The sequence below is a fragment of the Enterobacter sp. genome (genome assembly GCF_977039595.1).
Map to the genome: position 1 here is coordinate 28,084 of NZ_CDRQYH010000007.1, position 25,143 is coordinate 53,226.

The 25,143-nt window shown below is 55.9% G+C and carries 20 protein-coding genes and 1 other annotated feature; of the genes, 8 read left to right on the top strand and 12 right to left on the bottom strand.

Features of this window, described 5'->3' with window-relative positions; all coding sequences use genetic code 11:
• Positions 1–69 precede the first annotated feature (69 nt).
• A complete protein-coding gene (gene ushA, locus ACWYRJ_RS03950; protein WP_249575775.1) occupies positions 70–1,722 on the bottom strand; it encodes a bifunctional UDP-sugar hydrolase/5'-nucleotidase UshA in 1,653 nt (550 codons plus the stop codon).
• 169 nt (positions 1,723–1,891) lie between these two features.
• Here ushA and ACWYRJ_RS03955 point away from each other — a divergent pair, with 169 nt between their 5' ends.
• Together ACWYRJ_RS03955 and ybaL are read left to right on the top strand one after the other, a co-directional pair.
• Entirely contained in the window at positions 1,892–3,100 is a 1,209-nt protein-coding gene (locus ACWYRJ_RS03955) for an MFS transporter (protein WP_455507454.1), read from the top strand.
• Between the two features lie 230 nt (positions 3,101–3,330).
• On the top strand, positions 3,331–5,007 hold the full coding sequence (gene ybaL, locus ACWYRJ_RS03960) for a YbaL family putative K(+) efflux transporter (protein WP_149366101.1): 1,677 nt from the start codon (positions 3,331–3,333) through the stop codon (positions 5,005–5,007).
• Positions 5,008–5,099: 92 nt separating this feature from the next.
• Here the strand turns inward: ybaL and ACWYRJ_RS03965 are convergent, their stop codons facing one another.
• The 9 genes from ACWYRJ_RS03965 to ACWYRJ_RS04005 all read right to left on the bottom strand — a co-directional run bounded on the left by ACWYRJ_RS03965 (position 5,100) and on the right by ACWYRJ_RS04005 (position 14,468).
• Entirely contained in the window at positions 5,100–6,404 is a 1,305-nt protein-coding gene (locus ACWYRJ_RS03965; RefSeq protein ID WP_045909745.1) for an inosine/guanosine kinase, read from the bottom strand.
• Between the two features lie 62 nt (positions 6,405–6,466).
• Positions 6,467–7,429, bottom strand: coding sequence for a ferrochelatase (hemH, locus tag ACWYRJ_RS03970; RefSeq protein ID WP_249575777.1), 963 nt, complete (start codon positions 7,427–7,429; stop codon positions 6,467–6,469).
• A gap of 124 nt (positions 7,430–7,553) precedes the next feature.
• Positions 7,554–8,198: an adenylate kinase gene (gene adk, locus ACWYRJ_RS03975; RefSeq protein ID WP_006809841.1), complete on the bottom strand. Its 645-nt coding sequence runs from the start codon at positions 8,196–8,198 to the stop codon at positions 7,554–7,556.
• Positions 8,199–8,393: 195 nt separating this feature from the next.
• Positions 8,394–10,268 carry a molecular chaperone HtpG gene (htpG, locus tag ACWYRJ_RS03980; protein ID WP_455507455.1) on the bottom strand — a complete coding sequence of 625 codons (1,875 nt, stop codon included), beginning with the start codon at positions 10,266–10,268 and terminating at the stop codon, positions 8,394–8,396.
• Between the two features lie 110 nt (positions 10,269–10,378).
• Positions 10,379–10,984, bottom strand: coding sequence for a recombination mediator RecR (recR, locus tag ACWYRJ_RS03985; RefSeq protein WP_008499298.1), 606 nt, complete (start codon positions 10,982–10,984; stop codon positions 10,379–10,381).
• A complete protein-coding gene (locus ACWYRJ_RS03990) occupies positions 10,984–11,316 on the bottom strand; it encodes a YbaB/EbfC family nucleoid-associated protein (RefSeq protein ID WP_003858972.1) in 333 nt (110 codons plus the stop codon). Before ACWYRJ_RS03990 ends, recR begins: the two co-directional genes overlap by 1 nt.
• 55 nt (positions 11,317–11,371) lie before the next feature.
• A complete protein-coding gene (gene dnaX, locus ACWYRJ_RS03995) occupies positions 11,372–13,300 on the bottom strand; it encodes a DNA polymerase III subunit gamma/tau (protein ID WP_455507456.1) in 1,929 nt (642 codons plus the stop codon).
• Positions 11,978–12,042, bottom strand: a sequence feature (DnaX frameshifting element). (Overlaps the previous gene by 65 nt.)
• 88 nt (positions 13,301–13,388) lie before the next feature.
• Positions 13,389–13,940, bottom strand: coding sequence for an adenine phosphoribosyltransferase (gene apt / locus ACWYRJ_RS04000; protein WP_000127359.1), 552 nt, complete (start codon positions 13,938–13,940; stop codon positions 13,389–13,391).
• A gap of 150 nt (positions 13,941–14,090) precedes the next feature.
• On the bottom strand, positions 14,091–14,468 hold the full coding sequence (locus tag ACWYRJ_RS04005) for a DUF454 family protein (RefSeq protein WP_024906851.1): 378 nt from the start codon (positions 14,466–14,468) through the stop codon (positions 14,091–14,093).
• 50 nt (positions 14,469–14,518) lie between these two features.
• Here ACWYRJ_RS04005 and priC point away from each other — a divergent pair, with 50 nt between their 5' ends.
• Positions 14,519–15,046, top strand: coding sequence for a primosomal replication protein N'' (gene priC, locus ACWYRJ_RS04010; protein WP_111963388.1), 528 nt, complete (start codon positions 14,519–14,521; stop codon positions 15,044–15,046).
• A 14-nt stretch (positions 15,047–15,060) separates the two neighbouring features.
• Complete coding sequence (gene rsmS, locus ACWYRJ_RS04015) at positions 15,061–15,237, top strand: pleiotropic regulatory protein RsmS (protein WP_111963389.1); 177 nt, start codon at positions 15,061–15,063, stop codon at positions 15,235–15,237.
• Between the two features lies 1 nt (position 15,238).
• Here the strand turns inward: rsmS and mscK are convergent, their stop codons facing one another.
• On the bottom strand, positions 15,239–18,586 hold the full coding sequence (gene mscK / locus ACWYRJ_RS04020; protein ID WP_111963390.1) for a mechanosensitive channel MscK: 3,348 nt from the start codon (positions 18,584–18,586) through the stop codon (positions 15,239–15,241).
• A gap of 113 nt (positions 18,587–18,699) precedes the next feature.
• Positions 18,700–19,353, bottom strand: a complete 654-nt coding sequence (gene acrR / locus ACWYRJ_RS04025; RefSeq protein WP_111963391.1) for a multidrug efflux transporter transcriptional repressor AcrR — start codon at positions 19,351–19,353, stop codon at positions 18,700–18,702.
• A gap of 140 nt (positions 19,354–19,493) precedes the next feature.
• Here acrR and acrA point away from each other — a divergent pair, with 140 nt between their 5' ends.
• The 4 genes from acrA to ACWYRJ_RS04045 all read left to right on the top strand — a co-directional run bounded on the left by acrA (position 19,494) and on the right by ACWYRJ_RS04045 (position 24,987).
• On the top strand, positions 19,494–20,687 hold the full coding sequence (acrA, locus tag ACWYRJ_RS04030; RefSeq protein ID WP_023310601.1) for a multidrug efflux RND transporter periplasmic adaptor subunit AcrA: 1,194 nt from the start codon (positions 19,494–19,496) through the stop codon (positions 20,685–20,687).
• A 22-nt stretch (positions 20,688–20,709) separates the two neighbouring features.
• Entirely contained in the window at positions 20,710–23,856 is a 3,147-nt protein-coding gene (acrB, locus tag ACWYRJ_RS04035; protein WP_029741964.1) for a multidrug efflux RND transporter permease subunit AcrB, read from the top strand.
• 510 nt (positions 23,857–24,366) lie between these two features.
• Positions 24,367–24,741 (top strand): Hha toxicity modulator TomB, encoded by a 375-nt coding sequence (gene tomB, locus ACWYRJ_RS04040; RefSeq protein ID WP_008499288.1) that lies wholly within the window; start codon positions 24,367–24,369, stop codon positions 24,739–24,741.
• Positions 24,742–24,768: 27 nt separating this feature from the next.
• The gene (locus tag ACWYRJ_RS04045; protein WP_008499287.1) at positions 24,769–24,987 is read left to right on the top strand and encodes an HHA domain-containing protein; all 219 of its coding nucleotides are present in this window, start codon (positions 24,769–24,771) and stop codon (positions 24,985–24,987) included.
• Positions 24,988–25,143 lie beyond the last annotated feature (156 nt).

Consider the following 25,143-nt stretch of genomic DNA (forward strand, 5'->3'; position numbering starts at 1 on the left):
ACCGTTTTTTTGTGTTCGTGCCCTCTCCCGGTGGGAGAGGGTTAGGCTAGGGCATCAGGCCGCACAACGCTACTGCCAGCTCACCTCACCTTTCGGCTCGTAGGCATTCACGTCAATCGGCGAATTCTGCTCGATGAACTGCTTCAGCACTTCCGCATCGATAAAGCCGGTATTCACGTATCCCGGCTTATTATCAATATGCGGATAGCCGTCGCCGCCGGTGGCGTTAAAGCTTAACGTCGCCAGACGGTAGGTTTTCGCCGGGTCAACCGGTTCGCCTTTGATCTTGAGATCGTTAAGCTTGCCGTCTTTCGCTACGAAGCTCACGTTGGCAAACTGCGGATAGGCCCCGGAATCCGGCTTCATCTGCGCCACGGCGGTCAGGTACTCAACAACCTCTTTCCCGCTCATGTCGGCATAGACCACCACGTTACCGAACGGCTGCACCTTCAGAACGTCTTTATAGGTGATGTTTCCACCTTCGATGGAATCTCGAATACCGCCGCCGCTCATCACCCCAAAATCAGCCCCGGTGCGCGCCATTTGCGCCGCCAGCACCAGGTGACCCATGTTGGTCTGCACGAAGCGAACTTTACTGCGGTCCCCCTCCAGACGCCCGTTCAGCGTGCCGATTTTCACGTCCAGCTGCGCCTTGCCTTTGTTCTGGAACGGCGTCAGCAGGGAGAGCATCTGCTGGTTTTCTGCGATTTCTGGCGTGTAAAGTACGCGCTCGCTTTTCCCGTCCGGGTAGGTCACTTTCTTCTTCAGGTTGACCGGGATGAGCTGATAATGAACCAGCTTCATCTCGCCGTTACGGAACTCAAAGTCCGCCCGGCCCACGTATTTGCCCCACTCGTGCGCCTGTACGATCCAGATACCGTTCTGACGGTCCGGCGCGCACGGCGTCCCCGGGACATAGTCCACCTGCTTTTTGTTCTCGGATGCCATGCATACCGGATCCTGTGAGTGACCACCCACAATCATCGCCAGCGAGCCCGCCGGCAGGCTGCGCGCCATCTCCACGTCGCCCGGCGCATTGGAGCCGTGCTCACCGTTGTCGTAGTGCCCCATGTGGGTGGTGGCGATAATCACGTCCGGCTTTTCGTTTTGCTGCAGCTCCTGAATCACCAGCTTCGCTTCGTCTGCCGGTTTGCGGAATTCGATATCGGTGAAGAACTCAGGGTTGCCAATTTTCGCCGTGTCGTCGGTGGTTAAGCCGATGACCGCGATCTTCAGATCCTGACGCTTAAACAGCGCCCACGGCTTGAACAGGCGTTCGCCGGTGCTTTTCTGGTAAATGTTGGCAGAGAGGAACGGGAATTTGGCCCACTTCTCCTGCTGACGCAGGACGCTCAGCGGATTATCAAACTCATGGTTACCGACGGCCATCGCGTCGTAGCCAATCAGGTTCATGCCGCGGAAATCGGGCTCGGCGTCCTGCAGGTCGGATTCCGGCACGCCGGTATTGATATCGCCGCCTGAGAGCAACAGCACGCTGCCACCCTGGGCTGCCACCTCTTTACGAATGCCGTCCACCAGCGTTTTTTGCGCCGACAGGCCATATTCGCCGTATTCACTGCGCCAGAAATGGCCGTGGTGGTCGTTGGTATGCAGAATGGTGATTTTATAAGTTTTGTCTTTTTCATACGCCTGCGCGGGCAGGCTTACCAGACCCCACGCCGCGATGAGCGCCAGCGCGACGCCCCGCTTCATTAACTTCATCTTCTCTCTCCCTGACCAATAGACAAAGGCAGAAATTACAGTGACTAATAAGAATAGACAAATAAGTTTTCAGAATTGCGACTTTCTTCAAATGTCCCGGGCGGGTATGTTAGTCGGATAATAATTACACCCTGCACCTCTAATAACTAAAGACGTGGTACTTCTCTCTATGGCAATCAGTGAATCAACTCAGCCCGTTCCGGGCGCGCCAGCGTCGCGCACCTCCTTTAAAGTCTTAGGCGCAATCAGTCTCTCGCACCTGCTCAACGATATTATCCAGTCGTTGATTCTGGCAATTTACCCGCTGCTGCAGTCCGAATTTTCGTTAACCTTCGTGCAGATCGGGATGATCACCCTGACCTTCCAGCTGGCTTCCTCGCTGCTGCAGCCGGTGGTGGGCTACTGGACGGATAAATACCCGATGCCGTGGTCGCTGCCGGTTGGCATGTGCTTTACCTTAAGCGGGCTGGTGCTGCTGGCCATGGCGGGGAGTTTTGAAGCCGTGCTGATTGCCGCCGCGCTGGTAGGTACAGGCTCGTCCGTGTTCCATCCGGAGTCTTCCCGCGTGGCGCGCATGGCGTCCGGTGGTCGTCATGGCCTGGCGCAGTCACTTTTCCAGGTGGGCGGTAACTTCGGTAGCTCTCTCGGCCCGCTGCTGGCCGCGGTGATTATTGCCCCGTACGGTAAAGGCAACGTGGCGTGGTTTGTGCTGGCCGCGCTGCTGGCGATTATCGTGCTGGCACAGATTAGCCGCTGGTATGCCGCTCAGCATCGCGTCAATAAAGGAAAACCTAAAGCGAAGGCTATCAATCCCCTGCCGCGCAATAAGGTTATCCTAGCGGTTTCCGTCCTTCTGGTGCTGATTTTCTCGAAATACTTCTATATGGCGAGCATCAGCAGCTATTACACCTTTTATCTGATGCAAAAATTCGGATTATCGGTACAAAACGCGCAGATCCACCTGTTTGCCTTCCTGTTCGCCGTCGCGGCCGGTACGGTCATTGGCGGGCCCGTGGGTGATAAGATCGGGCGGAAATATGTCATTTGGGGCTCTATCCTCGGCGTGGCGCCCTTTACCCTCATTTTGCCGTACGCCAGCCTTGAATGGACGGGCATTTTAACCGTGATTATTGGTTTTATCCTCGCCTCCGCGTTTTCCGCCATTCTGGTCTATGCCCAGGAGCTGCTGCCCGGACGTATCGGTATGGTTTCCGGACTGTTTTTCGGTTTCGCTTTCGGCATGGGGGGGCTTGGGGCAGCGGTGTTAGGGATGGTTGCAGATCACACCAGCATCTTCCTGGTTTATAAAATCTGCGCTTTCCTGCCACTTCTTGGGATGTTGACCATATTCCTGCCTGACAACCGCCACAAAGCGTAAATTACGGGCAGCCAAAGTTTGACTTTGGCTGTCTGACACCCTGATGCCATAAGGGTTTCTTCTTTCTCCACTCGTTGAATTTATCAAAATGCGCTTTTTTACGTGCATATTGCTGTTTTATTCAAACTTCAACAATTATTCATAAACATCAGGGTAAAAATTGTCATAAACTATTACTCGGTTTTTTGGTTTTTCACCAAAAAGGAACACCCACAACGAAAGGAGACGGAATGCACCACGCCACACCGCTTATCACCACCATTGTTGGTGGACTTGTGCTCGCTTTTATCCTCGGCATGATTGCCAATAAACTGCGTATTTCTCCTCTTGTCGGTTATCTGCTGGCAGGTGTGCTGGCGGGACCGTTTACCCCAGGTTTTGTTGCGGATACCAAACTGGCCCCTGAGCTGGCGGAATTGGGCGTGATTCTGCTGATGTTTGGCGTCGGTCTGCATTTTTCCCTGAAGGATTTGATGGCGGTAAAGTCGATTGCCATACCGGGAGCGATCGCCCAGATAGGGGTGGCGACGCTGCTTGGGATGGCGCTTTCAGCCGTGCTGGGCTGGTCGCTAATGACCGGCATCGTATTTGGGCTGTGTCTCTCAACCGCCAGTACCGTGGTGCTGCTGCGCGCGCTTGAGGAGAGACAGCTGATTGACAGCCAGCGCGGGCAGATCGCGATTGGCTGGCTGATTGTTGAAGATCTGGTTATGGTCCTGACGCTGGTGCTGCTGCCCGCCGTCGCCGGAATGATGGAAAAAGACAATGTCGGCTTCGCCTCGCTGGCGCTGGATATGAGCATCACCATCGGTAAGGTTGTGGCGTTTATCGCCATCATGATGCTGGTGGGCCGCCGTCTGGTACCGTGGATCATGTCCCGCAGCGCGGCGACCGGCTCCCGCGAGCTGTTCACCCTCTCCGTACTGGCGCTGGCGCTGGGTATCGCCTTTGGTGCCGTTGAGCTGTTTGATGTCTCCTTTGCCCTGGGCGCGTTCTTCGCCGGGATGGTGTTGAACGAGTCAGAGCTGAGCCACCGTGCGGCGCACGATACGCTGCCGCTGCGCGATGCGTTTGCCGTGCTGTTCTTCGTCTCCGTCGGGATGCTGTTCGATCCGCTGGTGCTGATCCAGCAGCCGCTGGCCGTGCTGGGCACGCTGGCGATCATTATTTTTGGTAAGTCGCTTGCCGCCTTCTTCCTGGTGCGGATGTTCGGCCACTCCCCGCGGACGGCGCTGACCATTGCCGCCAGCCTGGCGCAGATCGGTGAGTTCGCCTTTATTCTGGCCGGTCTGGGCATGGCCCTGAACCTGCTGCCGCAGGCGGGACAAAACCTGGTGCTGGCGGGGGCGATCCTGTCGATTATGCTGAACCCGGTGCTGTTTGCCCTGCTGGAAAAATACCTCGATAAAACCGAAACGCTGGAAGAGCAGACGCTTGAAGAAGCCATCGAAGAAGAGAAGCAGATCCCGGTTGATATTTGCAATCATGCCCTGCTGGTCGGCTTTGGCCGCGTGGGCAGCCTGCTCGGCGAGAAGCTGATGGCGCAGGGCATTCCGCTGGTGGTGATTGAAACCTCACGCACCCGCGTCGACGAGCTTCGCGAGCGCGGTATTCGTGCGGTACTGGGCAACGCGGCGAACGAAGAGATCATGAATCTGGCGCATCTGGACTGCGCCCGCTGGCTGCTGCTGACCATACCCAACGGCTATGAAGCGGGTGAGATTGTGGCCTCCGCGCGCGCGAAGTGCCCAACGATTGAGATTATCGCCCGGGCGCACTATGACGACGAGGTGGAGTACATTACCGATCGCGGTGCAGATAAAGTGGTGATGGGCGAGCGCGAGATTGCTAACACCATGCTGACGCTGCTGGAGAAACCACCGGTTGAAGAGGCGGTGACGGGGTAAGTTTGGTGCGATCTGGTCCCCTCACCCTTGCCCTCTCCCACAGGGAGAGGGAATAAACACTAAAAACGGCAACCTGGGTTGCCGTTTTTATTTTACCTGTCCCAATAAGCCTCTTCGAGGCTGTCTTCCCGTTCAGGCAGGCCACGCGTTAAGCGCGGTGAGTGCTGGTTCAGCACCTGATAGCTTACGCGGTTGGCGTACTTGCATACCTGCGCCAGCGACGAATAGGTCAGCCAGCTGAACTTATGCTTGCTGGAATTCGGCACGTTGGTTTTGTGGTAGGCATTGGCGGTAATGTCGTGCAGCAGCGCGGCCAGCGCGCCGTCGCCCGCGCCGTTGGTGTTCATGATCTTCTCCGGTCCGCCCATGTAAGGGGCGATGTGCGAGTAGATGCGCAGCGGGTTAATGCAATCTTTATAACGCATGCCGCGGCTGAACTCGTACTGGTTAAACTCGGCAATCGCGCCGGGCAGCAGCGGGTGCTGGGTTTTGCGTTTGCTCTCTTCTTCCGTGAAGCCTGCCATATACAGCCCAACCGGACCCGCGGTGCAGAGCACCAGATCCACCCAGTCCAGCGCTTTGTCAGAGGCCAGCAGCGGATCGCTTTCGCCGGTCAGCGCTTCGGCCTCTTCTTCGTTCATCGCCAGAATCGAGACGTGCTCTTTCAGGAACGCCTGCCACCATTCAGGATTATCGGCGATAACGAATTTAGTACCCAGCGTAAGAACGACGGGCACGTCGTACTTCTTCGCGTACTCAATCGCCTTCATGGTCGCTTCCGGCATCGGCTCGCCCGGCTTACAGCGCACCAGATAGGAAGTCAGCACGAGCGCCGAGGCACCCGCAATCACCTCTTCCGGAATACTCTCGGCGCGCAGCTTGTTCATATGACCCGGGCTGATGGCGAAGGTGCGCTCGCCGGATTCACCGATCAGGGTAAAGCAGCGGCCAATCGGGCCGTCGACGCCCTGCAGGTAGTTCAAATCGGTGCGGCTGGAGGTGTTGCACAGATAGCGGTAGGCGTAGCCGCCGATTTCAATGTTGCTGCACATCACGCCGAGCAGCACCGAGCGGTCGTCGGCCAGCACGGAGTAGTTGTGCATGGTATTGCCGATGGTACCGCCGGCGAACTGATGGGTAATCAGGTTTTCGCGCACCAGCTCCTGATACAACGCTTCGGCAACGTCGTCTTCAATGACCAGCGAGTGGCCGGCACTCAGACCATAACGGGCGACAAACGCATCATCCACTTTCGCTTCAATGTCCACCAGCGTCTGGTCGATACCGACGACCCAGGCCGCGCTGGTTTCATTTTCTGGCTGGATTTGCTGCAGGAGCGGATCGCGGGCATCGACGGGGAAGTAGTGTTTGGATTTGCGTTTACCGGGAAATTTCATGGTCTGAACTGTACGAAGAATATGGGCCGGGAATGGTAGCACAAACCCGGCCCGAAGTGCGATTAGCGACCGTTCGTTACCAGCGAGACCATCATGTCGATATGCTCAGGCGAGTCGTTAAGCGCCGGAATGTACTCGTACTTTTCGCCACCAGCCTCCAGGAAAAATTCCCGGTTTTGCACCGCGATCTCCTCCAGCGTTTCCAGACAGTCAGCCGAGAAGCCCGGCGACATTACCTGGATGTGCTTCACGCCTTTCTCACCCAGCATTTTGAGGGTTTCATCGGTGTACGGCGTCAGCCACGGCTCGCGGCCGAAGCGCGACTGGAAGGTCATCATCACCTTCTCAGGCGGCAGGCCAAGGGCGGAGACCAGCTCGCGGGTGGTATCGCGGCAGCGCTGCGGGTAATCATCCCCTTCATTGGCGAAGCGCTGCGGGATCCCGTGATAGGAGAGCAGCAGCAGATCCGGCTCGCCGTGTTTTTCAAACGACGCGCGCGCGCTGTTAGCAAGCGCCTTGATGTAGAGCTCGTTATCCGCGTAGTCGCGAATAAAGGTCACGCCCGGAATGCGGCGGCGGGTCGCCAGTATGCGCGCCAGCTCGTCCCAGACGGCGGCCACCGTCGAGCAGGAGTACTGCGGGTAGAGCGCCAGCACCACGATATGGTCCACGCCCTGCGCCAGCAGGGATTCCACCGCGCTTTCCAGGGACGGTTTTCCATAGCTCATGCCGAGCGCGACGGGCATATCCGGCAGGCGGGCGGCCAGCGCTTTTTCCTGGCGACGGCTGTAGACCATCAGCGGCGAGCCCTCTTCCATCCAGACGGACTGATAGAGTTTGGCGACGCGCGGGGAACGAATCGGCAGAATGACGCCACGCAGCAGCGGCCACCACAGCAGTCGCGGGAAATCCACGACGCGCGTGTCGCTTAAAAATTGTCGCAGGTAGCGTTTTACCGCGTCTGATGTAGGTGCTTCTGGAGTGCCCAGATTGGCAAGCAGGATGCCGGTTTTCGCCTGACTCATTCACGCCTCTTAACCATTTGATAGGTTGTCAATTGTAGCGGAAATGCGTTTAAACGAAACCCATTGCTGTAATAGGTAAGATGAGAATATTTCTCACCCGGAAGACCGGGTGAGAGGCGCGCGATTAGCCGAGGATTTTTTCCAGCTCTGCACGTACGTCAGCCACGGCTTTGGTGCCGTCAACTTTGGCGTATTTGGTGTTACCCGCCTGCGCTTCTTTGGTGTAGTAGCCGATCAGCGGCGCGGTCATCTGATGGTATTCCACCAGGCGTTTACGCACGGTCTCTTCCTGATCGTCTTTACGGGTAGTCAGCTCTTCGCCGGTCACGTCATCTTTGCCTTCAACCTTAGGTGGGTTGAATTTGATGTGGTAAACGCGGCCAGAAGCAGCGTGTACGCGACGGCCAACGATACGGTCAACGATCAGCTCGTCCGGTACGTCAAACTCCAGAACGTAGTCCACGTTGATGCCCGCTTCTTTCATGGCGTCAGCCTGAGGAATGGTGCGTGGGAAGCCGTCCAGCAGGAAACCGTTACGGCAGTCTTCCTGAGCAATGCGCTCTTTAACCAGAGCAATCACCAGCTCGTCGGTCACCAGCTTGCCTGCGTCCATGATGTCTTTCGCCTGTTTACCCAGCTCGGAGCCAGATTTAACAGCGGCGCGCAGCATATCACCGGTGGAGATTTGCGGAATACCGTATTTCTCCATGATGAACTGAGCCTGAGTTCCTTTACCCGCGCCCGGAGCGCCAAGCAGAATAATACGCATTGCGAAAATCCCCTCAAAAGTCGTTTCAATTTTTCAAAAGCGCTAAACAATACCACCAGAACGGGCATCGCTCAAGGAAGGGAGGAAGGCTGAAACGGTTAATGAGGGGTGATTATTTGGAGTCGTGCGGTCTGGTGCCCTCACCCCGGCCCTCTCCCACAGGGAGAGGGAGAAGACCAGGGGAGGCGTGGTCAATTACGCCAGCAGCAGCGCATTCACACGTTTAATGAACAGGTTAGGATCTTCCAGCGTGCCGCGCTCGGCCAGCAGGGACTGATCCAGCAGGAGTTCAACCCACTCGGCAAAGCGGGCGTCGTCCTGGGTATCCGCCGCGCGTTTCACCAGCGGATGATCCGGATTAAGCTCAAAGATATATTTCACTTCCGGTACCGCCTGGCCCGCCGCCGCGAACAGCTTCGCCATCTGGGTGCTCATTTCGTCGGCATCGGTGGTGACAATAGCCGGGGTGTCGGTCAGACGGTGGGTGAAACGTACCTCTTTCACGCGCTCGCCCAGCAGGGTTTTCACGCGATCAATGAACGGCTCCAGCGCCTTCTCGGCTTCTTTCGCGCTTTCGTCAACTTCATCCGCCAGCTTGTCGATAGACTCGTCGGCTTTGGCAACGGACTGGAACGCCTTGCCGTCGAACTCGGTCAGGTAGTTCATCATCCACTCGTCGATGCGGTCAGAAAGCAGCAGCACTTCGATGCCTTTCTTACGCAGCAGCTCCAGGTGCGGGCTGCTCTTCGCCGCGGCGTAGCTGTCGGCGGTGATGTAGTAGATCTTCTCCTGCCCTTCTTTCATGCGGGAGACGTACTCTTCCAGCGACACGGTCTGGGCGGAGGAGTCGGTGTGCGTAGAGGCGAAGCGCAGCAGTTTGGCGATGGTTTCAACGTTCGCCATGTCTTCAGCCGGGCCTTCTTTCAGCACCAGACCGAACTGTTTCCAGAAGGTCTGATATTTTTCCGCATCGTCTTTCGCCAGTTTTTCCAGCATCTGCAGCGCACGTTTAGTCAGGGCGTTGCGCAGGTTACGGGTGACGGCGCTGTCCTGCAGAATTTCACGGGAGACGTTCAGCGGCAGGTCGTTGGAATCTATCAGACCACGCACGAAGCGCAGGTAGTTCGGCATGAACTGCTCGGCATCGTCCATGATGAAGACGCGCTGCACGTACAGCTTCAGGCCGTGCTTGTGATCGCGGTTCCACATGTCCCACGGCGCCTGTGCCGGGATGTACAGCAGGCTGGTGTACTCCTGCTTGCCTTCCACACGGTTGTGGCTCCAGGTCAGCGGGTCGGTAAAATCGTGGGCGATGTGCTTGTAGAATTCGTTGTACTCGTCGTCCTTAATTTCAGCCTTGTTGCGCGTCCACAGCGCCTGCGCCTTATTGATTTTCTCCCAGGAAACAATGGCTTCACCGTCCTTCTCTTCCTGTTTTTCAATCTCAACCGGCAGGGCGATATGGTCGGAATATTTGCTGATGATGGAGCGCACGCGCCAGTCGTTCAGGAAATCATCTTCGCCTTCACGCAGGTGCAGGGTGATTTCGGTGCCGCGGTCCGCTTTAGTGATGTCATCAACGGTGTATTCGCCTTCCCCTTTGGATTCCCACAGCACGCCGTTTTCAGCGCTGTCGCCCGCCGCGCGGGTGCGCACGGTGACTTTATCCGCCACGATGAACGCCGAGTAGAAACCGACGCCGAACTGGCCGATCAGCTGGCTATCTTTCGCCTGGTCTGAGCCCATGGACTCCAGGAACGCCTTGGTGCCGGATTTCGCGATGGTCCCGAGGTGGTCGATCACCTCGTCGCGGTTCATCCCGATGCCGTTATCGGCGATAGTCAGAGTGCGGTTCTCTTTATTAAACGAGACGCGCACGCGCAGCTCGCCGTCGCCTTCGTACAGGTCCGGGTTAGACAGCGCGCGGAAGCGCAGCTTGTCCGCCGCATCCGAGGCGTTGGAAATCAGCTCACGCAGGAAAATTTCTTTGTTGGAATACAGGGAATGGATCATCAGGTGCAGAAGCTGTTTTACTTCTGACTGGAAACCACGGGTTTCTTGTCCTTTCATCTATGTCGACCTCAACAATGCCATTTAATGGGGTTTTAAAACGTTGAGTGAGAGATGGGGATACGGGGGGAAATTTTCAAGCGGAGGCCGCGCGCGCAGCCTCCGTTTGGTCAGAAAATAATCTTGTGACGTCCGGCCAGAGAGTGTGACAGCGTGGTGCCGTCCACCATCTCCAGCTCGCCGCCGACCGGCACGCCGTGGGCGATGCGGCTGGCGTCAACGCCATACTGCGAGCACAGCTCGGCGATGTAGTTGGCGGTTGCCTCCCCTTCCACCGTGGGGTTAGTGGCGAGGATCACCTCTTTGATCGTTTCGGACTCAAGACGCTGTTCAAGGCGGTCAAGACCGATATCGTCCGGGCCAATACCGTCCAGCGGGGAGAGATGCCCCATCAGCACGAAATAGCGCCCGGAAAACTGCCCGGTTTGTTCGATGGCGTAGATGTCCGCTGGACTCTCCACCACGCAAATCTGGCCGTTTTCCTGACGACGCGGGTTCGTACAGATGTTACACACGTCCTGCTCGGTAAAGGTACGGCAATCCGCACAGTGACCAATTTCCGACATGGCGCGGGTTAAAGCCTGCGCCAGGCGCATCCCGCCGCTGCGGTCGCGCTGCAATAGCGTAAACGCCATGCGCTGCGCCGACTTCGGGCCAACGCCCGGCAGGCAGCGCAGTGCTTCCATTAACTGCGTGAGCAGCGGACTGGTTTGCATCAGAATGGCATCTTGAAGCCAGGCGGCAGCTGCATGCCGCTGGAAACGGAGGCCATTTTCTCTTTCTGGGTTTCGTCGATACGGCGAGCTGCATCGTTAAACGCGGCTGCAACCAGATCTTCCAGCATCTCTTTGTCGTCTTCGAGCAGGCTCGGGTCGATTTCAACGCGACGGCAGTTGTGCGCACCGTTGATGGTCACCTTGACCAGACCGGCTCCGGACTCACCCGTGACTTCCAGCTGAGCGATCTCTTCCTGCATCTTCTGCATTTTTTCCTGCATCTGCTGAGCCTGCTTCATCAGGCCACCCAGACCGCCTTTTCCACCAAACATAGGCTTCTCTCTTCTTTCACGTTTAAGGGATTACAACCGTAAGTCAGACTCACGATCAAATGGGGCGAATACTCTCTTCATCCAGATCGGCGTCGAAGAACCGGCGCAGGGTCTGAATGTTGTTATCCGCAATTATCGCCTCGCGCGCCTGCGCGAGCTTCTCTTCATAAATGGCCTGGCGCCACTCGAGCGGCGTTTTCACTGCCGGATTATCATCTTCAATGATAGTCAATTCAACCGGCGCACCCTGTAATGCGGCGAGCGCCTCGGCCAGCGCCTTTTGCGCGCCAGGGGAATTGAGGTGCCGTTGGCCTGGACGCAGGTGCAGACGTACCTGATTGCCGTCCTGCTCTTTCCAGGCATTCAGCGCGACCTGCTCGACCAGCTTCGGTAGCTGGAGCTTACTGACCTCGGCGGCCCAGGCGTCGCGCGCGATGGACTCTTCGGCAAGCTTCGCGGAAAGCTCCGGCGTTTTCTCATGCTCCAGCGCCTTTTTCAGCGCTTTCGGCGTGGCGACCTCTTCCTTCACCGCTTCGGTGATGGTGGTTGCCTTCCAGCGGTAAGCCTCTTCTTTCACCGGGGCTTTCTGCTCGAGCGAGGACGGTGCCGGACGCGACTGTACGCGCTCCGTTACCGAGGCCAGTCGTTCAAGCGCGGCGTTGTTCACCGGCCGCGCTCTTCCTGGCGCTGCCGGTTCACTCTTTTTTGGTTTGGTTACTCCTTGCGCACGCTGCAGCTGACTGCGTGCGGCAAGCACCGAACTGGTGGCATCCGACAGCGGCACGTTTTGCTGCGGCGGCGGTGTCGTCTGCGGTGGGACCTGCTGCGGCGACATCACCGCCGTAGGGGCGACCGGCGCGAAAGACTGCCGCGGCACTTCCGGCTCCGGCAATGGCATACGCGGATGAAACGCCAGCGCGCGCAGCAGCGTCATTTCAACGCCCATCCTCGGGTCCGGCGCGAACGGTAACTCTTTGCGGCCAATCAGCAGCGTCTGGTAATACAGCTGCACGTCGGCAGGCGGCACGGTGCGCGCAAGTTCACGCATCCGCTGTTCAATGGTGGCCATATCCGCACCGATGGCGGACGGAGAAAGCTGCAGCATCGCCACGCGGTGCAGCAAGCTGAGCATCTCAACCAGCAGCCCTTCCCATTCGATACCCCGGGCAGCGGCGGCATTCACCAGCGACATCACGCGTTCGCCGCTGGCGGCAATCATCGCTTCGATAAGCGACAGCGCCTGATCGTCATCCAGCGTGCCGAGCATGGTGCTGACCGCCTCGGTGGAAAGCTCCCCGTCACCGCTGGCAATCGCCTGGTCGGTCAGGCTTAACGCATCACGCAGGCTGCCGTCCGCCGCGCGGGCCAGCAGCTGCAGGGCGCGCGGTTCGTGGACAATCTTCTCTTCATCAAGAATATGCTCAAGCTGCGCGCGGATCTGCTCAACGTCCAGCGCCTTCAGGTGGAACTGCAGGCAGCGCGATAAAATCGTGACCGGCAGCTTTTGCGGATCGGTAGTCGCCAGCAGGAACTTCACGTGCGCGGGCGGTTCTTCCAGCGTCTTCAGCAGGGCGTTAAAGCTGTGGCGCGACAGCATGTGTACTTCATCGATCAGATAGACCTTGAAGCGGCCGCGCGCGGGGGCGTACTGGACGTTGTCCAGCAGGTCGCGCGTATCTTCCACTTTAGTGCGCGAGGCGGCGTCGATCTCGATCAGATCGACAAAACGCCCCTGCTCGATCTCCCGACAGTTATCACACACGCCGCACGGCGTGGCGGTGATCCCGGTTTCGCAGTTAAGACCTTTTGCCAGCAAACGGGCAATAGAGGTCTTGCCGACGCCGCGGGTGCCGGAAAAAAGATAGGCGTGATGGATGCGACCTAGCGACAAGCCGTTCGCCAGGGCCGTCAGCACATGTTCCTGACCGACAACGTCAGCAAAGGTTTGTGGTCGCCATTTACGGGCTAACACCTGATAACTCATGGGCAGGCTCTGCAACGCTGGAAGGTGAATTTATGGAGGGGAATGCTATCACAACCTCACCCATTGAGCGAGGTTGTGAAAACCGGGATTAGTGACCCGGGAAAGGCACCAGGCTATAGCTGGTAATACCCTGTTTTTCCAGGCGCTGTTCACCGCCGAGATCGAACAGGTTGATGATGAAGGCCGCGTCGGTCACTTCCCCACCCAGACGGCGGATCAGCTTCACGGTCGCTTCAATGGTGCCGCCGGTCGCCAGCAGATCGTCAACCACCAGCACTTTGTCGCCAGGCTTGATCGCGTCAACGTGGATCTCAAGCTGATCGGTGCCGTACTCCAGTTCGTAACTTTCTGCGATGGTTTCACGCGGCAGTTTGCGCGGCTTACGCACCGGCACAAAACCCACGCCCATTGCCAGCGCAACCGGTGCGCCAAACAGGAAGCCACGGGCTTCGGTACCTACTACTTTGGTGATCCCGGCGTTTTTATAACGCTCGACCAGCAGTTCAATGCTGAGCGCGTACGCTTTCGGGTCTTCCAGCAAGCTGGTGACATCACGGAAAAGAATGCCAGGCTTTGGATAGTCCTGGATGCTTTTGATGCTGTTTTTCAGATATTCAAGCTGCTGTGCAGTTGCGGTCATCGGTTTTGCCTAAATGAAACAGTGTTACTCACAGCGCGCAACGAGTCGGCCAAGGCAACAATTGTTTAACCTTTGACCAGGCGCACCTGTGCTCGAAAACGGTCGAATTTACTGGCTGCGCGTGATAATTGCAACAGCCATGATGAGGCTTCAGTGCTTTTGTTGCTTTTCATCAACCACGGGGATCCGCCACATAAAGAAAAGCAGGCAGGTCAGGATCGCCAGCAGCAGAATACGTACCCACATCATTTTCACGAGCCATAATGAAATAGCGAAGGTGATGAGAATCACTGCGATCGCGCGCGGCTTCGCGCCGGGCGGCATGGCCCGGTGTTTTTGCCAGTGCCGCAGATAGCCGCCAAACCATGAGCGGTATAGCAGCCAGTGGTGAAAACGCGGCGACGAGCGGGCGAAGCACCAGGCCGCCAGCAGGATAAATGGCGTGGTCGGCAGCAAGGGTAAAAACACCCCCAGCGTGCCAAGCACTACCGCAAGCCAGCCAATGATGATTAAAATAGTACGCTTCATAATGCGAATCGTTATCAAACTGAACGGCTACTTTACCACTGGAGAGCGCCTTGAAAACAGCACTGCTTCTTGAGAGGCTGCAAAATCAGCTGATTGCTCTGCGGGAGCAGGCCACGCCGCTAATGGGGCACGCCACGCTGAAGCCGCGCTTTGACCGGCAGCTTTTTCGTACCCGCAGCACCGTCATTCAGGATTACCTTGCTGAAGCGCAGACGAACCTCGACGAGCTTCGCCATGCGGTTGAGAGTGAACAGCAGGAGCAGGTGGCGTGGCTTGCAGAGCATCTCACTGAGCAGATCACCGCCCTGCATCGCGAGATTACCGCCTGGCCGCTGCGCGCTTGGGACAGCGCCTCGCCGGGACTCGGTAAATGGCAGCGCAAGCGGCTGGAGAACCAGGAGTTTGAGCGCCGGCTGTTTGAGATGAAGCGCGAACGCGAAGTGCGTCTGAACCACAGCGAAACGCTGGAAGAGCAGCAGCTATTGATGCGCGAGATTAGCGCGCTGGAAGGACGTATAGTCCGCTGCCGTCAGGCGCTGGATGAGATTGAGCATGTCATCGAACGTTTGACCCGTTAACAGGAGCCACACCCATGTCACTGGAAAATGCACCCGATGAGGTCAAGCTGGCCGTCGATTTGATTATGCTGCTGGAGAATCATGAGATCCCCGCCGGGACGGTGCTTAAGGCACTGGAGATTGTACGGCGGGATTTTGAGGGGAAACTTCCCCCTCACCCTAACCCTCTCCCAGGGGGAGAGGGAAAATAGATTAAGCCGGAGTCGGGTCGTCGCCCTTAATGTCGCGCTTCACTTCCGTATGCTCATCACCTTTCTCGTTACGCAGGTGAACCTCAAGCTGGTTGAAGGCGATATTAATATCGTTTTCACGGCACAGCCGATCGATAGAACGGTTAAGTTCATCCACCGTGTAGCTGCGGTCGCGCAGTTCTCGCACGTATAAACGCAGCTCGTGATCCAGCGTACTCGGCCCAAAGGTGGTAAAGAACACCGCCGGAGCCGGATCGTGCATCACTTTCGGATGCTCAGACGCCGCCTTCAGCAACACCTCTTTCACCTTATCCAGATCCGATCCATAGGCTACGCCCAGGCGGATCACCACGCGCGTTACCGTATCCGAGAGCGACCAGTTGATCAGACGCTCTGTCACGAACGCTTTGTTCGGGATGATCACCTCTTTACGATCGAAGTCGGTAATGGTGGTAGCGCGGATACGGATCTTGCTGACAGTTCCCGAGAACGTGCCGATAGTGACGGTATCGCCGATACGTACCGGACGTTCGAACAGGATGATCAGGCCGGACACGAAGTTACCGAAGATCTCCTGCAGGCCAAAACCAAGACCGACCGAGAGGGCCGCCGCCAGCCACTGCAGTTTATCCCACGAGACGCCAAGCGAGCCAAAGACCGTCATCGCCCCAACAATAATGATCACGTAGTTGAGGATCGTGGTAATGGCGTAGGACGCCCCCTGGCGGAGATTCAGACGTGACAGGAGCAGCACTTCAAGCAGGCCTGGCAGGTTGCGGATCAGCGCCCAGGCGACCACCGACGACACCAGCGCAAACAGCAGGCTGCCCATGGTCACGCTTTTCATGACCGCAGCGCCCGCTTCGGTACCGTTGTATTGCCAGAGGGTAATACTATCGAGATAGGCGAAAACGGTAATAAGATCGGACCAGATAGCCCAGAACATCACCGCAAACAGGGCGATCATCACCAGCATGGTAATGCGCAGCGTCTGCTGGTTAACCTGCTCCAGCGCGATGGTCGGCTCTTCCTGTGGCTCCGCGCCTTCGGCCCCCTCTTTCACCTGATGCTGACGACGCGCGATGGCGCGGCGATAGGCAATGCGGCGGGCCGCCACGCTCAGGCCGCGCAGCACGGTCTGATAAAGCAGGTTCCAGACGATCACCAGATAGACTGTTTCAATCCAGCGCCCGGACAGGCGCAGCGTGGTATAGAAGTAACCCGTTGCCGTCAACACCATCAGCGCCAGCGGAATGATCGCCAGCACCGTCACGGTGACCAGACGAATATTGTGGGACTCTTTATCACGCCAGCTGTCGCGGCACATCGGCCACATCAGGATCGCAATCAGCAGCAGGTTCAGCAGGATCACCAGCTGGCCCAGCACATCATCCATCAGATGTAGCGGGGAAAGTTCAGAAACAACCGACCAGAAGTGCAGCGGCAGAAGCGCGAGGCTGATGCGCACAATCTGCCGACGCCAGTGGCTGGTCAGCTGCGCAGGCATGTTGAAATGACGCACCGCCACGCCGTCTTTTTCCAGCACCTTCCAGCAAACGCCAAACACCAGCCAGAACAGCGCCAGTTTTTTACTGAACGCCCACAGCAGATCGCTGACGTTGAGCTGCATGGTGAGCAGAATCAGGCCCACGGCCAGAATAATCAGGCACACCGGCAGGGCGCGGATAAGATCGATCAGAATCGCTTTTGGCGTATGGAGCTGGCTATCGTTGCGCAGCTGCCCTACTTCGGAGGCCAGCTTCGCCTGGTATTTTTTCAGCCAGCCCAGACGCCAGCGGATCAGGCCGGCAATCAGCAGCAGCGGTAAACCGGCCAGGAAAGCAATCATTACCGCAGGCCAGGCTTTCTCCCAGTTTACGGTGATCTTCATGCTCTTGATCTGCGTTTTCAGCGTCTCAGGGAAGGATTTGACCCAGTCCCAGTCCATCGGCTTGTTGCTGTTCACCCAGAAAATCTGCTGGGTCAGGATTTCCTGCAGACTTTTCGAGACGCTCACCAGCTGCTGCTGGTTGATTTGCAGGTTAATGGCCATCATCAGCTGGTTGCCCAGCTGTTTATTGAGCTGGTCCAGCAGCTCGCGACGCATATCCACGACCTGGAGCAGCGCGTCGTGCACTTCCGGGTTCACGTCGCTGGAATGCCCCTCTTCAATTTTGGCGACAAAGGTATCGCTCTGAAAAAGGGCATCGCGCTGCTGGTTGACGTCAAACTGTTCCAGACGTAAATCCGCAATGCGGTTGGTCATGTCCTCCAGCTCGTCGGCGGACGGAAGCGTCTGCTGCTGCTGGTAGAGAATACGCGACAGCAGGAGGCTGCCCTTCAGGACCGCGATCTGCTCTTTGATGTTGCGTTCAGCCTGCAGGGCGCGATCCAGCCAGTTCTTCACTTTGATATTTTGCTGAACCAGCGAGTTGCCGTTTTCCGTTGCCAGTATCAGGCGCTGGCTAAGCTGGTGGTTGGCCTCGAGCTCCTGTTTCACCAGCGGATTCGCCTGAATGCGGGCGGTTTCGTCAGGCGATACGGCCTCCTGGGCGGTTTTTTCCGTTAGCGTCAGGCGCTTGCTGTTAACCGCTTCCTGCAGCAGCTGAAGCTGGTGTTCGAGGCGATTGATATTCGCGGTGACGTAATCACGCTGTTTCTGCAGGGTGTCCTGCAGCACCGTATTCCCTTCCAGGCTTTTACGCTGCTGTTCAATTTGCGCATTGAGCAAGGTCTGCTGAACCAGCAGCAGGGTTTGCTGCGTCGGGCGCAGCGTGCCTTCGCCGACCGTCGTGCCGTTCAGACGGTTGCGGATCTGCTGCAGCTGCTGAGACGCAGCGTACATCGCGTTTTGCACGCGCTCGGGCTGGGTCTGCAGAGAGACAAGCTGGCTATTATACGTTGCGAGATCCGACTGTGCGGTTTGCAGGTCGTCGAGCAGTTGAGCCACGCGGGACTCGAGCTGACGTAAGGAGAGCGTCGAGAGCGTCTTGCGCGTCTCGTCGTCGTTATCCACATCGCTGAGGGCATTCAGCGCTTCGGTGGCCTTACGCATGTTTTCAGGTGCCTGCGCCACCTTCTGGCGAAGCTGGACGGTTTCTGCTTTTACGCGTTCAATTTTATCCAGCGTTTCCAGCGTTTCTGTCAGATCCTGCTGGATGAGTTTCTCCTGAGGGGAGAGATCTTTTTGTTTGTTCAGCGTGTCGAGCTGCGACTGAACATCGCCGCGCGAGGGAATATCGTTGCTGTTATCGGCGCGGGCCCAGGTCAGCGGCGCCGTGGCGAAGAAAAATAGCATCGCAAAGAGCAATGCAAAAACAGGATGTTGCGAGCGATTGATGGGCAGCATAGTTGTGAATGATGTCAGAAGATGACCGAAAATAGTCCGGCGTGAAGAATATCACGCTCGCCGAAAGCAGAATAGCGCGAACGTTATCCTCTGAGATAAATCCTGGAAAGGGATCAGGGCGTTAGCGAAGGCGCGTCGCTGCGCAGCGTGGGGCAGAGCTGCAGCATTTCCAGTAAAATCGCCACGTAGCTGCGGGCTTCCTCTTTAAGGTCAAAGGATTGCGGCGCGAAAAGCCAGTTCTCCATCAGACCTGAAATGTAGCTGCGCATCAGGATTGCCGCTCGTCGGGTCAAGAGATTGGCCGGTAATAGTTTTGCCTGCATACAAAGGTTCAGGTTCTGTTCAATACGGTCATAGCTCTCCAGGCTTAGGCTGCGCTGTGCCTGCTGCACAACCGCCATCTCGCCCACGAACTCGCATTTATGAAAAATAATCTCCATCATTAATCTGCGACGTTCTTCAACTACCGTTGCTTCAAGGATATATACTAATATTTCTCTCAATACTGAGAGTGGATCGTCAGGGAATTTTGCCCGATACTCACTCTCGAGATCGCTAATGCTGGACTCTGAAAGCTCCCAGATTTCACTGAACAGATCTGACTTATCTTTAAAATGCCAGTAAATCGCTCCTCGCGTCACACCGGCAGCCTGAGCAATCTGCGCCAGCGAGGTAGAAGAAACACCCTGCTGAGAGAACAAACGTATTGCCACATCCAGAATGTGTTGTCGGGTTTCCAGCGCTTGTTGTTTAGTTTTTCGTGCCATAGGTGGGTGAATTTACAGGAGTCAGATTTACATACATTTGTGAATGTATGTACCATAGCATGACGATAATATAAACGCAGCAATGGGTTTTAGACTCAGGACCCTTGATCAATTTGAAATCGGACACTCGAGGTTTACATATGAACAAAAACAGAGGGTTAACGCCTCTGGCGGTCGTTCTGATGCTCTCAGGCAGCTTAGCGCTAACAGGATGTGACGACAAACCGGCTCAACAAGGAGCTCAGCAGGCGCCAGAAGTAGGCGTCGTGACGCTCAAATCTGAACCTCTACAAATCACCACCGAATTACCAGGCCGTACAAATGCTTACCGCATTGCGGAAGTGCGTCCTCAGGTTAGCGGCATTATCCTGAAGCGTAACTTCACCGAAGGCGGTGATGTGAAGGCCGGTGAGTCTCTGTATCAGATTGATCCCGCAACCTATCAGGCGTCTTATGAAAGCGCGAAAGGCGATCTGGCTAAAGCACAGGCCGCGGCTAAAATTGCTCAGCTGACGTTGAACCGCTACCAAAAACTGCTCGGCACTAAGTACATCAGCCAACAGGATTACGATACCGCCCTGGCAGATGCACAGCAGGCTAACGCAGCCGTGGTGGCAGCCAAAGCGGCCGTCGAAACCGCGCGCATTAACCTGGCCTATACCAAAGTGACCTCCCCTATCAGCGGACGTATTGGTAAGTCTTCCGTCACGGAAGGGGCTCTGGTGCAGAACGGTCAGACCACTGCGCTGGCGACCGTGCAGCAGCTCGATCCGATCTACGTTGATGTGACGCAGTCCAGCAACGATTTCCTGCGCCTGAAACAGGAGCTGGCTAACGGCACCCTGAAACAGGAAAACGGCAAAGCAAAAGTGGAGCTGATTACCAACGACGGTATCAAGTTCCCGCAGGAAGGTACCCTGGAATTCTCTGATGTGACGGTCGACCAGACCACCGGTTCCATCACCTTACGTGCGATTTTCCCGAACCCTGACAAAAATCTGCTGCCAGGTATGTTCGTTCGCGCACGTCTGGAGGAAGGAACAAATCCAACCGCACTTCTGGTTCCACAGCAGGGTGTGACCCGTACGCCACGCGGCGATGCGAGCGCGCTGGTTGTTGGGGCTGATGACAAAGTCGAAACGCGCAATATCACCGCCACCCAGGCGATTGGCGATAAATGGCTGGTGACGGAAGGTCTGAAAGATGGCGATCGCGTTATTGTTACTGGTTTGCAAAAAGTTCGTCCTGGCGCGCAGGTTAAAGCACAGGAAGTGAAATCTGACGATAAACAACAAGCTTCGGCCGCTGGCCAGTCAGAACAAACCAAGTCTTAACTTAAACAGGAGCCGTTAAGACATGCCTAATTTCTTTATCGATCGCCCCATATTTGCATGGGTGATCGCCATTATCATCATGCTGGCCGGGGGACTTGCGATCCTGAAGCTGCCTGTCGCGCAATATCCAACGATTGCGCCACCGGCGGTGACAATTTCCGCAACCTACCCGGGGGCTGATGCGAAAACGGTGCAGGACACCGTCACCCAGGTTATCGAACAGAACATGAACGGTATCGATAACCTGATGTACATGTCCTCAAACAGTGACTCTACCGGTACGGTGCAGATCACCCTGACCTTCCAGTCAGGTACGGATGCTGACATTGCGCAGGTTCAGGTGCAGAACAAACTGCAGCTGGCGATGCCTTTGCTGCCGCAGGAAGTACAACAGCAGGGCGTGAGCGTCGAGAAATCGTCCAGCAGCTTCCTGATGGTTGTCGGGGTTATCAACACCAACGGCACCATGACGCAGGAGGATATTTCCGACTACGTGGGCGCCAACATGAAGGACGCCATCAGCCGTACTTCCGGTGTGGGTGACGTGCAGCTCTTCGGTTCCCAGTACGCGATGCGTATCTGGATGGATCCGAACAAGCTGAACAACTTCCAGCTGACCCCGGTTGACGTGATCAGCGCGATTAAAGCGCAGAACGCCCAGGTAGCGGCCGGTCAGTTAGGCGGTACGCCGCCGGTGAAGGGCCAGCAGCTTAACGCCTCGATCATCGCGCAGACCCGTCTGACCTCTGCCGATGAATTCAGCAAAATTCTGCTGAAGGTGAATCAGGACGGTTCGCAGGTTCGCCTGCGCGACGTGGCGAAAGTCGAGCTGGGCGGTGAGAACTACGACATCATCGCGAAGTTTAACGGAAAGCCGGCTTCCGGTCTGGGTATCAAACTGGCGACAGGCGCTAACGCCCTGGACACCGCCACGGCGATCCGCGCAGAGCTGAAGAAGATGGAGCCGTTCTTCCCGTCAGGTCTGAAAATCGTTTACCCGTACGACACCACGCCGTTCGTCAAAATTTCGATTCACGAAGTGGTTAAGACGCTGGTTGAGGCGATCATCCTCGTCTTCCTGGTTATGTACCTGTTCCTGCAAAACTTCCGTGCGACGCTTATCCCAACGATTGCCGTGCCGGTGGTATTGCTCGGGACCTTTGCGATCCTGTCGATATTTGGCTACTCGATAAACACCCTGACGATGTTCGGGATGGTGCTCGCCATCGGCCTGCTGGTGGATGACGCCATCGTGGTGGTCGAGAACGTCGAGCGTGTCATGGCAGAAGAAGGTCTACCGCCGAAGGAAGCGACCCGTAAATCGATGGGTCAGATCCAGGGCGCGCTGGTTGGTATCGCGATGGTGCTGTCTGCGGTATTCATTCCGATGGCCTTCTTCGGGGGCTCTACCGGTGCGATTTACCGTCAGTTCTCCATTACCATCGTTTCCGCGATGGCGCTGTCGGTGCTGGTGGCGTTGATCCTGACCCCTGCCCTGTGTGCCACCATGCTGAAGCCGATTCAGAAAGGCGGTCACGGCGAGCACAAAGGGTTCTTCGGCTGGTTTAACCGCATGTTCGATAAAAGCACGCACCACTACACCGACAGCGTGGGTAACATCCTGCGCAGCACCGGTCGTTACCTGCTGCTCTATATCATCATCGTGGTGGGCATGGCTTTCCTGTTCGTTCGTCTGCCAAGCTCGTTCCTGCCGGATGAAGACCAGGGCGTGTTCCTGACGATGGCGCAGCTTCCGGCAGGTGCCTCGCAAGAGCGTACCCAGAAAGTGCTGGATGAAGTGACGGACTACTATCTCACCAAAGAGAAAGACAACGTTGAATCCGTGTTTGCGGTTAACGGCTTTGGCTTTGCGGGTCGTGGTCAGAACACCGGTATTGCCTTCGTTTCTCTGAAAGACTGGTCTGAACGTCCGGGCGAAAAGAACAAGGTTGAAGCCATCACCGGCCGTGCAATGGGCACCTTCTCGCAGATTAAAGATGCGATGGTCTTCGCCTTTAACCTGCCAGCGATTGTTGAACTGGGTACCGCGACCGGCTTCGACTTCCAGCTGATTGACCAGGGTGGCCTCGGTCACGAGAAACTGACGCAGGCGCGTAACCAGCTGTTTGGTGAAGTCGCTAAACACCCTGACCTGCTGGTCGGCGTACGTCCAAACGGCCTGGAAGATACGCCGCAGTACAAAATCGACATCGATCAGGAGAAAGCCCAAGCGCTTGGCGTATCCATCAGTGACATCAACACCACGCTGGGCGCAGCCTGGGGCGGTAGCTACGTTAACGACTTCATCGACCGCGGTCGTGTGAAGAAAGTGTACGTGATGTCAGAGGCGCAGTACCGTATGTTGCCGAACGATATCAACAGCTGGTTCGTGCGCGGCAGCAATGGTCAGATGGTTCCGTTCTCGGCGTTCTCAACGTCACGCTGGGAATACGGTTCACCGCGTCTGGAACGCTATAACGGTCTGCCATCGATGGAGATCCTGGGTCAGGCTGCACCGGGCCGAAGCACCGGTGAAGCCATGAACCTGATGGAAGAGCTGGCGAGCAAACTGCCTGCGGGTATCGGCTATGACTGGACCGGTATGTCCTATCAGGAACGTCTGTCCGGTAACCAGGCCCCTGCTCTGTACGCCATTTCACTGATTGTGGTCTTCCTGTGTCTGGCGGCACTGTACGAGAGCTGGTCGATTCCGTTCTCCGTTATGCTGGTGGTTCCACTCGGGGTTATCGGTGCGCTGCTTGCGGCGACGTTCCGTGGGTTGACCAACGACGTTTACTTCCAGGTAGGCCTGCTGACAACCATTGGCTTGTCGGCGAAGAACGCGATACTTATCGTTGAATTCGCCAAAGATCTGATGGAGAAAGAAGGCAAAGGTCTTATTGAGGCGACGCTTGAGGCGGTTCGTATGCGTCTGCGCCCGATCCTGATGACGTCACTGGCGTTTATCCTCGGCGTACTGCCGCTGGTTATCAGTTCCGGAGCGGGCTCCGGTGCGCAGAACGCAGTAGGTACTGGTGTTATGGGCGGTATGGTTACCGCGACCGTATTGGCCATCTTCTTCGTACCGGTGTTCTTCGTGGTGGTTCGCCGCCGCTTTAGCCGAAAGAATGAAGATGTTGAACACAGTCATTCGGTAGAACCTCACTGATACCGGTTTCACATGATAAAAAGGCCGCATTAGCGGCCTTTTTCATTTTCAGAAAAAATCATAAATTACGCTTATTGTGGTTCAATTTATTTTCTGCCATCTTAAATAGACATATCATAATTAACTGATAACTTAATCGGTGAAATCGGGATTTTTTTAATTTCATTTCCCCGCTTAAAGTATTAGGAATATTCCTAATAAGAAGTTCTTACAAAGATAAGTCTTAATCTGAACTTTTCTCATCATTTTTGCTAAGCCAATGAAACGTAAGGAAGCGATAAAGCACCGTCGTTAATTTGGATAAAAACGTTGAGTCCAGGACGACCATTTGCGTTCAAGCCCCCAGCCTGCGGTTTTATTTGTAATTTTTCGTAATAGCGCGATGAAATCCAGGAAGGAGTGGCTTATAGTTAGGTTATCAGGAACACAGCACTCATGTAGCTAAGTCAGTTGTATCCATCCCGACAATGATGTTCGGTGAGTAAGAAATCACTCAGAAGGGGATGCGCTATGGACGAGTACTCGCCAAAAAGGCATGATATCGCGCAGTTGAAATTTCTCTGCGAATCCTTGTACCATGACTGCCTTGCCAATCTTGATGAAAGTAACCATGGCTGGGTAAACGATCCAACGTCTGCCATCAATTTACAGTTGAATGAGCTGATAGAGCATATCGCAACCTTCGCACTTAATTATAAAATTAAGTACAATGAAGATAATAAGCTCATCGAGCAAATTGATGAATACCTGGACGACACCTTTATGTTGTTCAGTAGTTACGGCATTAACGCTCAGGATTTGCAAAAATGGCGTAAATCGGGAAATCGGCTATTCCGCTGTTTCGTCAACGTGAGCAGAGCTAACCCGGTGAGTCTTTCCTGTTAAAATTATTACAATTACTAAGGTGAATTTATGTCTGATAAACCACTCACAAAGATCGATTATTTGATGCGCTTACGACGTTGTCAGTCAATTGACACGCTTGAACGCGTCATTGAAAAGAATAAATACGAGCTTTCTGATAATGAACTGGCGGTATTTTATTCAGCCGCTGACCATCGTCTTGCTGAACTAACAATGAATAAGCTGTATGACAAAATCCCTACTTCTGTGTGGAAATTTGTCCGTTAATCTTTGAAGGGTGTCTGTAGAGTTCTACGCCTCGTTCTGAGTTTTACCTATCCCGTTATGCCCCCTGTGCGTACGCCAGGTCTCCGTGTAAAACGCGTTCAACAACAGCAATGTTGTGACGATGGTCACATCGGCTTTCCGGGAACGTTCCCCTTC

Bases quoted from the DNA above. Each gene is read 5' to 3' on its own strand.
- ACWYRJ_RS03990 (WP_003858972.1), bottom strand. From the start codon at position 11,316: ATGTTTGGTGGAAAAGGCGGTCTGGGTGGCCTGATGAAGCAGGCTCAG.
- recR (WP_008499298.1), bottom strand. From the start codon at position 10,984: ATGCAAACCAGTCCGCTGCTCACGCAGTTAATGGAAGCACTGCGCTGC.
- dnaX (WP_455507456.1), bottom strand. From the start codon at position 13,300: ATGAGTTATCAGGTGTTAGCCCGTAAATGGCGACCACAAACCTTTGCT.
- tomB (WP_008499288.1), top strand. From the start codon at position 24,367: ATGGACGAGTACTCGCCAAAAAGGCATGATATCGCGCAGTTGAAATTT.
- htpG (WP_455507455.1), bottom strand. From the start codon at position 10,268: ATGAAAGGACAAGAAACCCGTGGTTTCCAGTCAGAAGTAAAACAGCTT.
- hemH (WP_249575777.1), bottom strand. From the start codon at position 7,429: ATGAGTCAGGCGAAAACCGGCATCCTGCTTGCCAATCTGGGCACTCCA.
- ushA (WP_249575775.1), bottom strand. From the start codon at position 1,722: ATGAAGTTAATGAAGCGGGGCGTCGCGCTGGCGCTCATCGCGGCGTGG.
- ACWYRJ_RS03955 (WP_455507454.1), top strand. From the start codon at position 1,892: ATGGCAATCAGTGAATCAACTCAGCCCGTTCCGGGCGCGCCAGCGTCG.
- acrA (WP_023310601.1), top strand. From the start codon at position 19,494: ATGAACAAAAACAGAGGGTTAACGCCTCTGGCGGTCGTTCTGATGCTC.
- ACWYRJ_RS04045 (WP_008499287.1), top strand. From the start codon at position 24,769: ATGTCTGATAAACCACTCACAAAGATCGATTATTTGATGCGCTTACGA.
- acrR (WP_111963391.1), bottom strand. From the start codon at position 19,353: ATGGCACGAAAAACTAAACAACAAGCGCTGGAAACCCGACAACACATT.
- acrB (WP_029741964.1), top strand. From the start codon at position 20,710: ATGCCTAATTTCTTTATCGATCGCCCCATATTTGCATGGGTGATCGCC.
- ACWYRJ_RS04005 (WP_024906851.1), bottom strand. From the start codon at position 14,468: ATGAAGCGTACTATTTTAATCATCATTGGCTGGCTTGCGGTAGTGCTT.
- mscK (WP_111963390.1), bottom strand. From the start codon at position 18,586: ATGCTGCCCATCAATCGCTCGCAACATCCTGTTTTTGCATTGCTCTTT.
- adk (WP_006809841.1), bottom strand. From the start codon at position 8,198: ATGCGTATTATTCTGCTTGGCGCTCCGGGCGCGGGTAAAGGAACTCAG.
- apt (WP_000127359.1), bottom strand. From the start codon at position 13,940: ATGACCGCAACTGCACAGCAGCTTGAATATCTGAAAAACAGCATCAAA.
- rsmS (WP_111963389.1), top strand. From the start codon at position 15,061: ATGTCACTGGAAAATGCACCCGATGAGGTCAAGCTGGCCGTCGATTTG.
- ybaL (WP_149366101.1), top strand. From the start codon at position 3,331: ATGCACCACGCCACACCGCTTATCACCACCATTGTTGGTGGACTTGTG.
- ACWYRJ_RS03965 (WP_045909745.1), bottom strand. From the start codon at position 6,404: ATGAAATTTCCCGGTAAACGCAAATCCAAACACTACTTCCCCGTCGAT.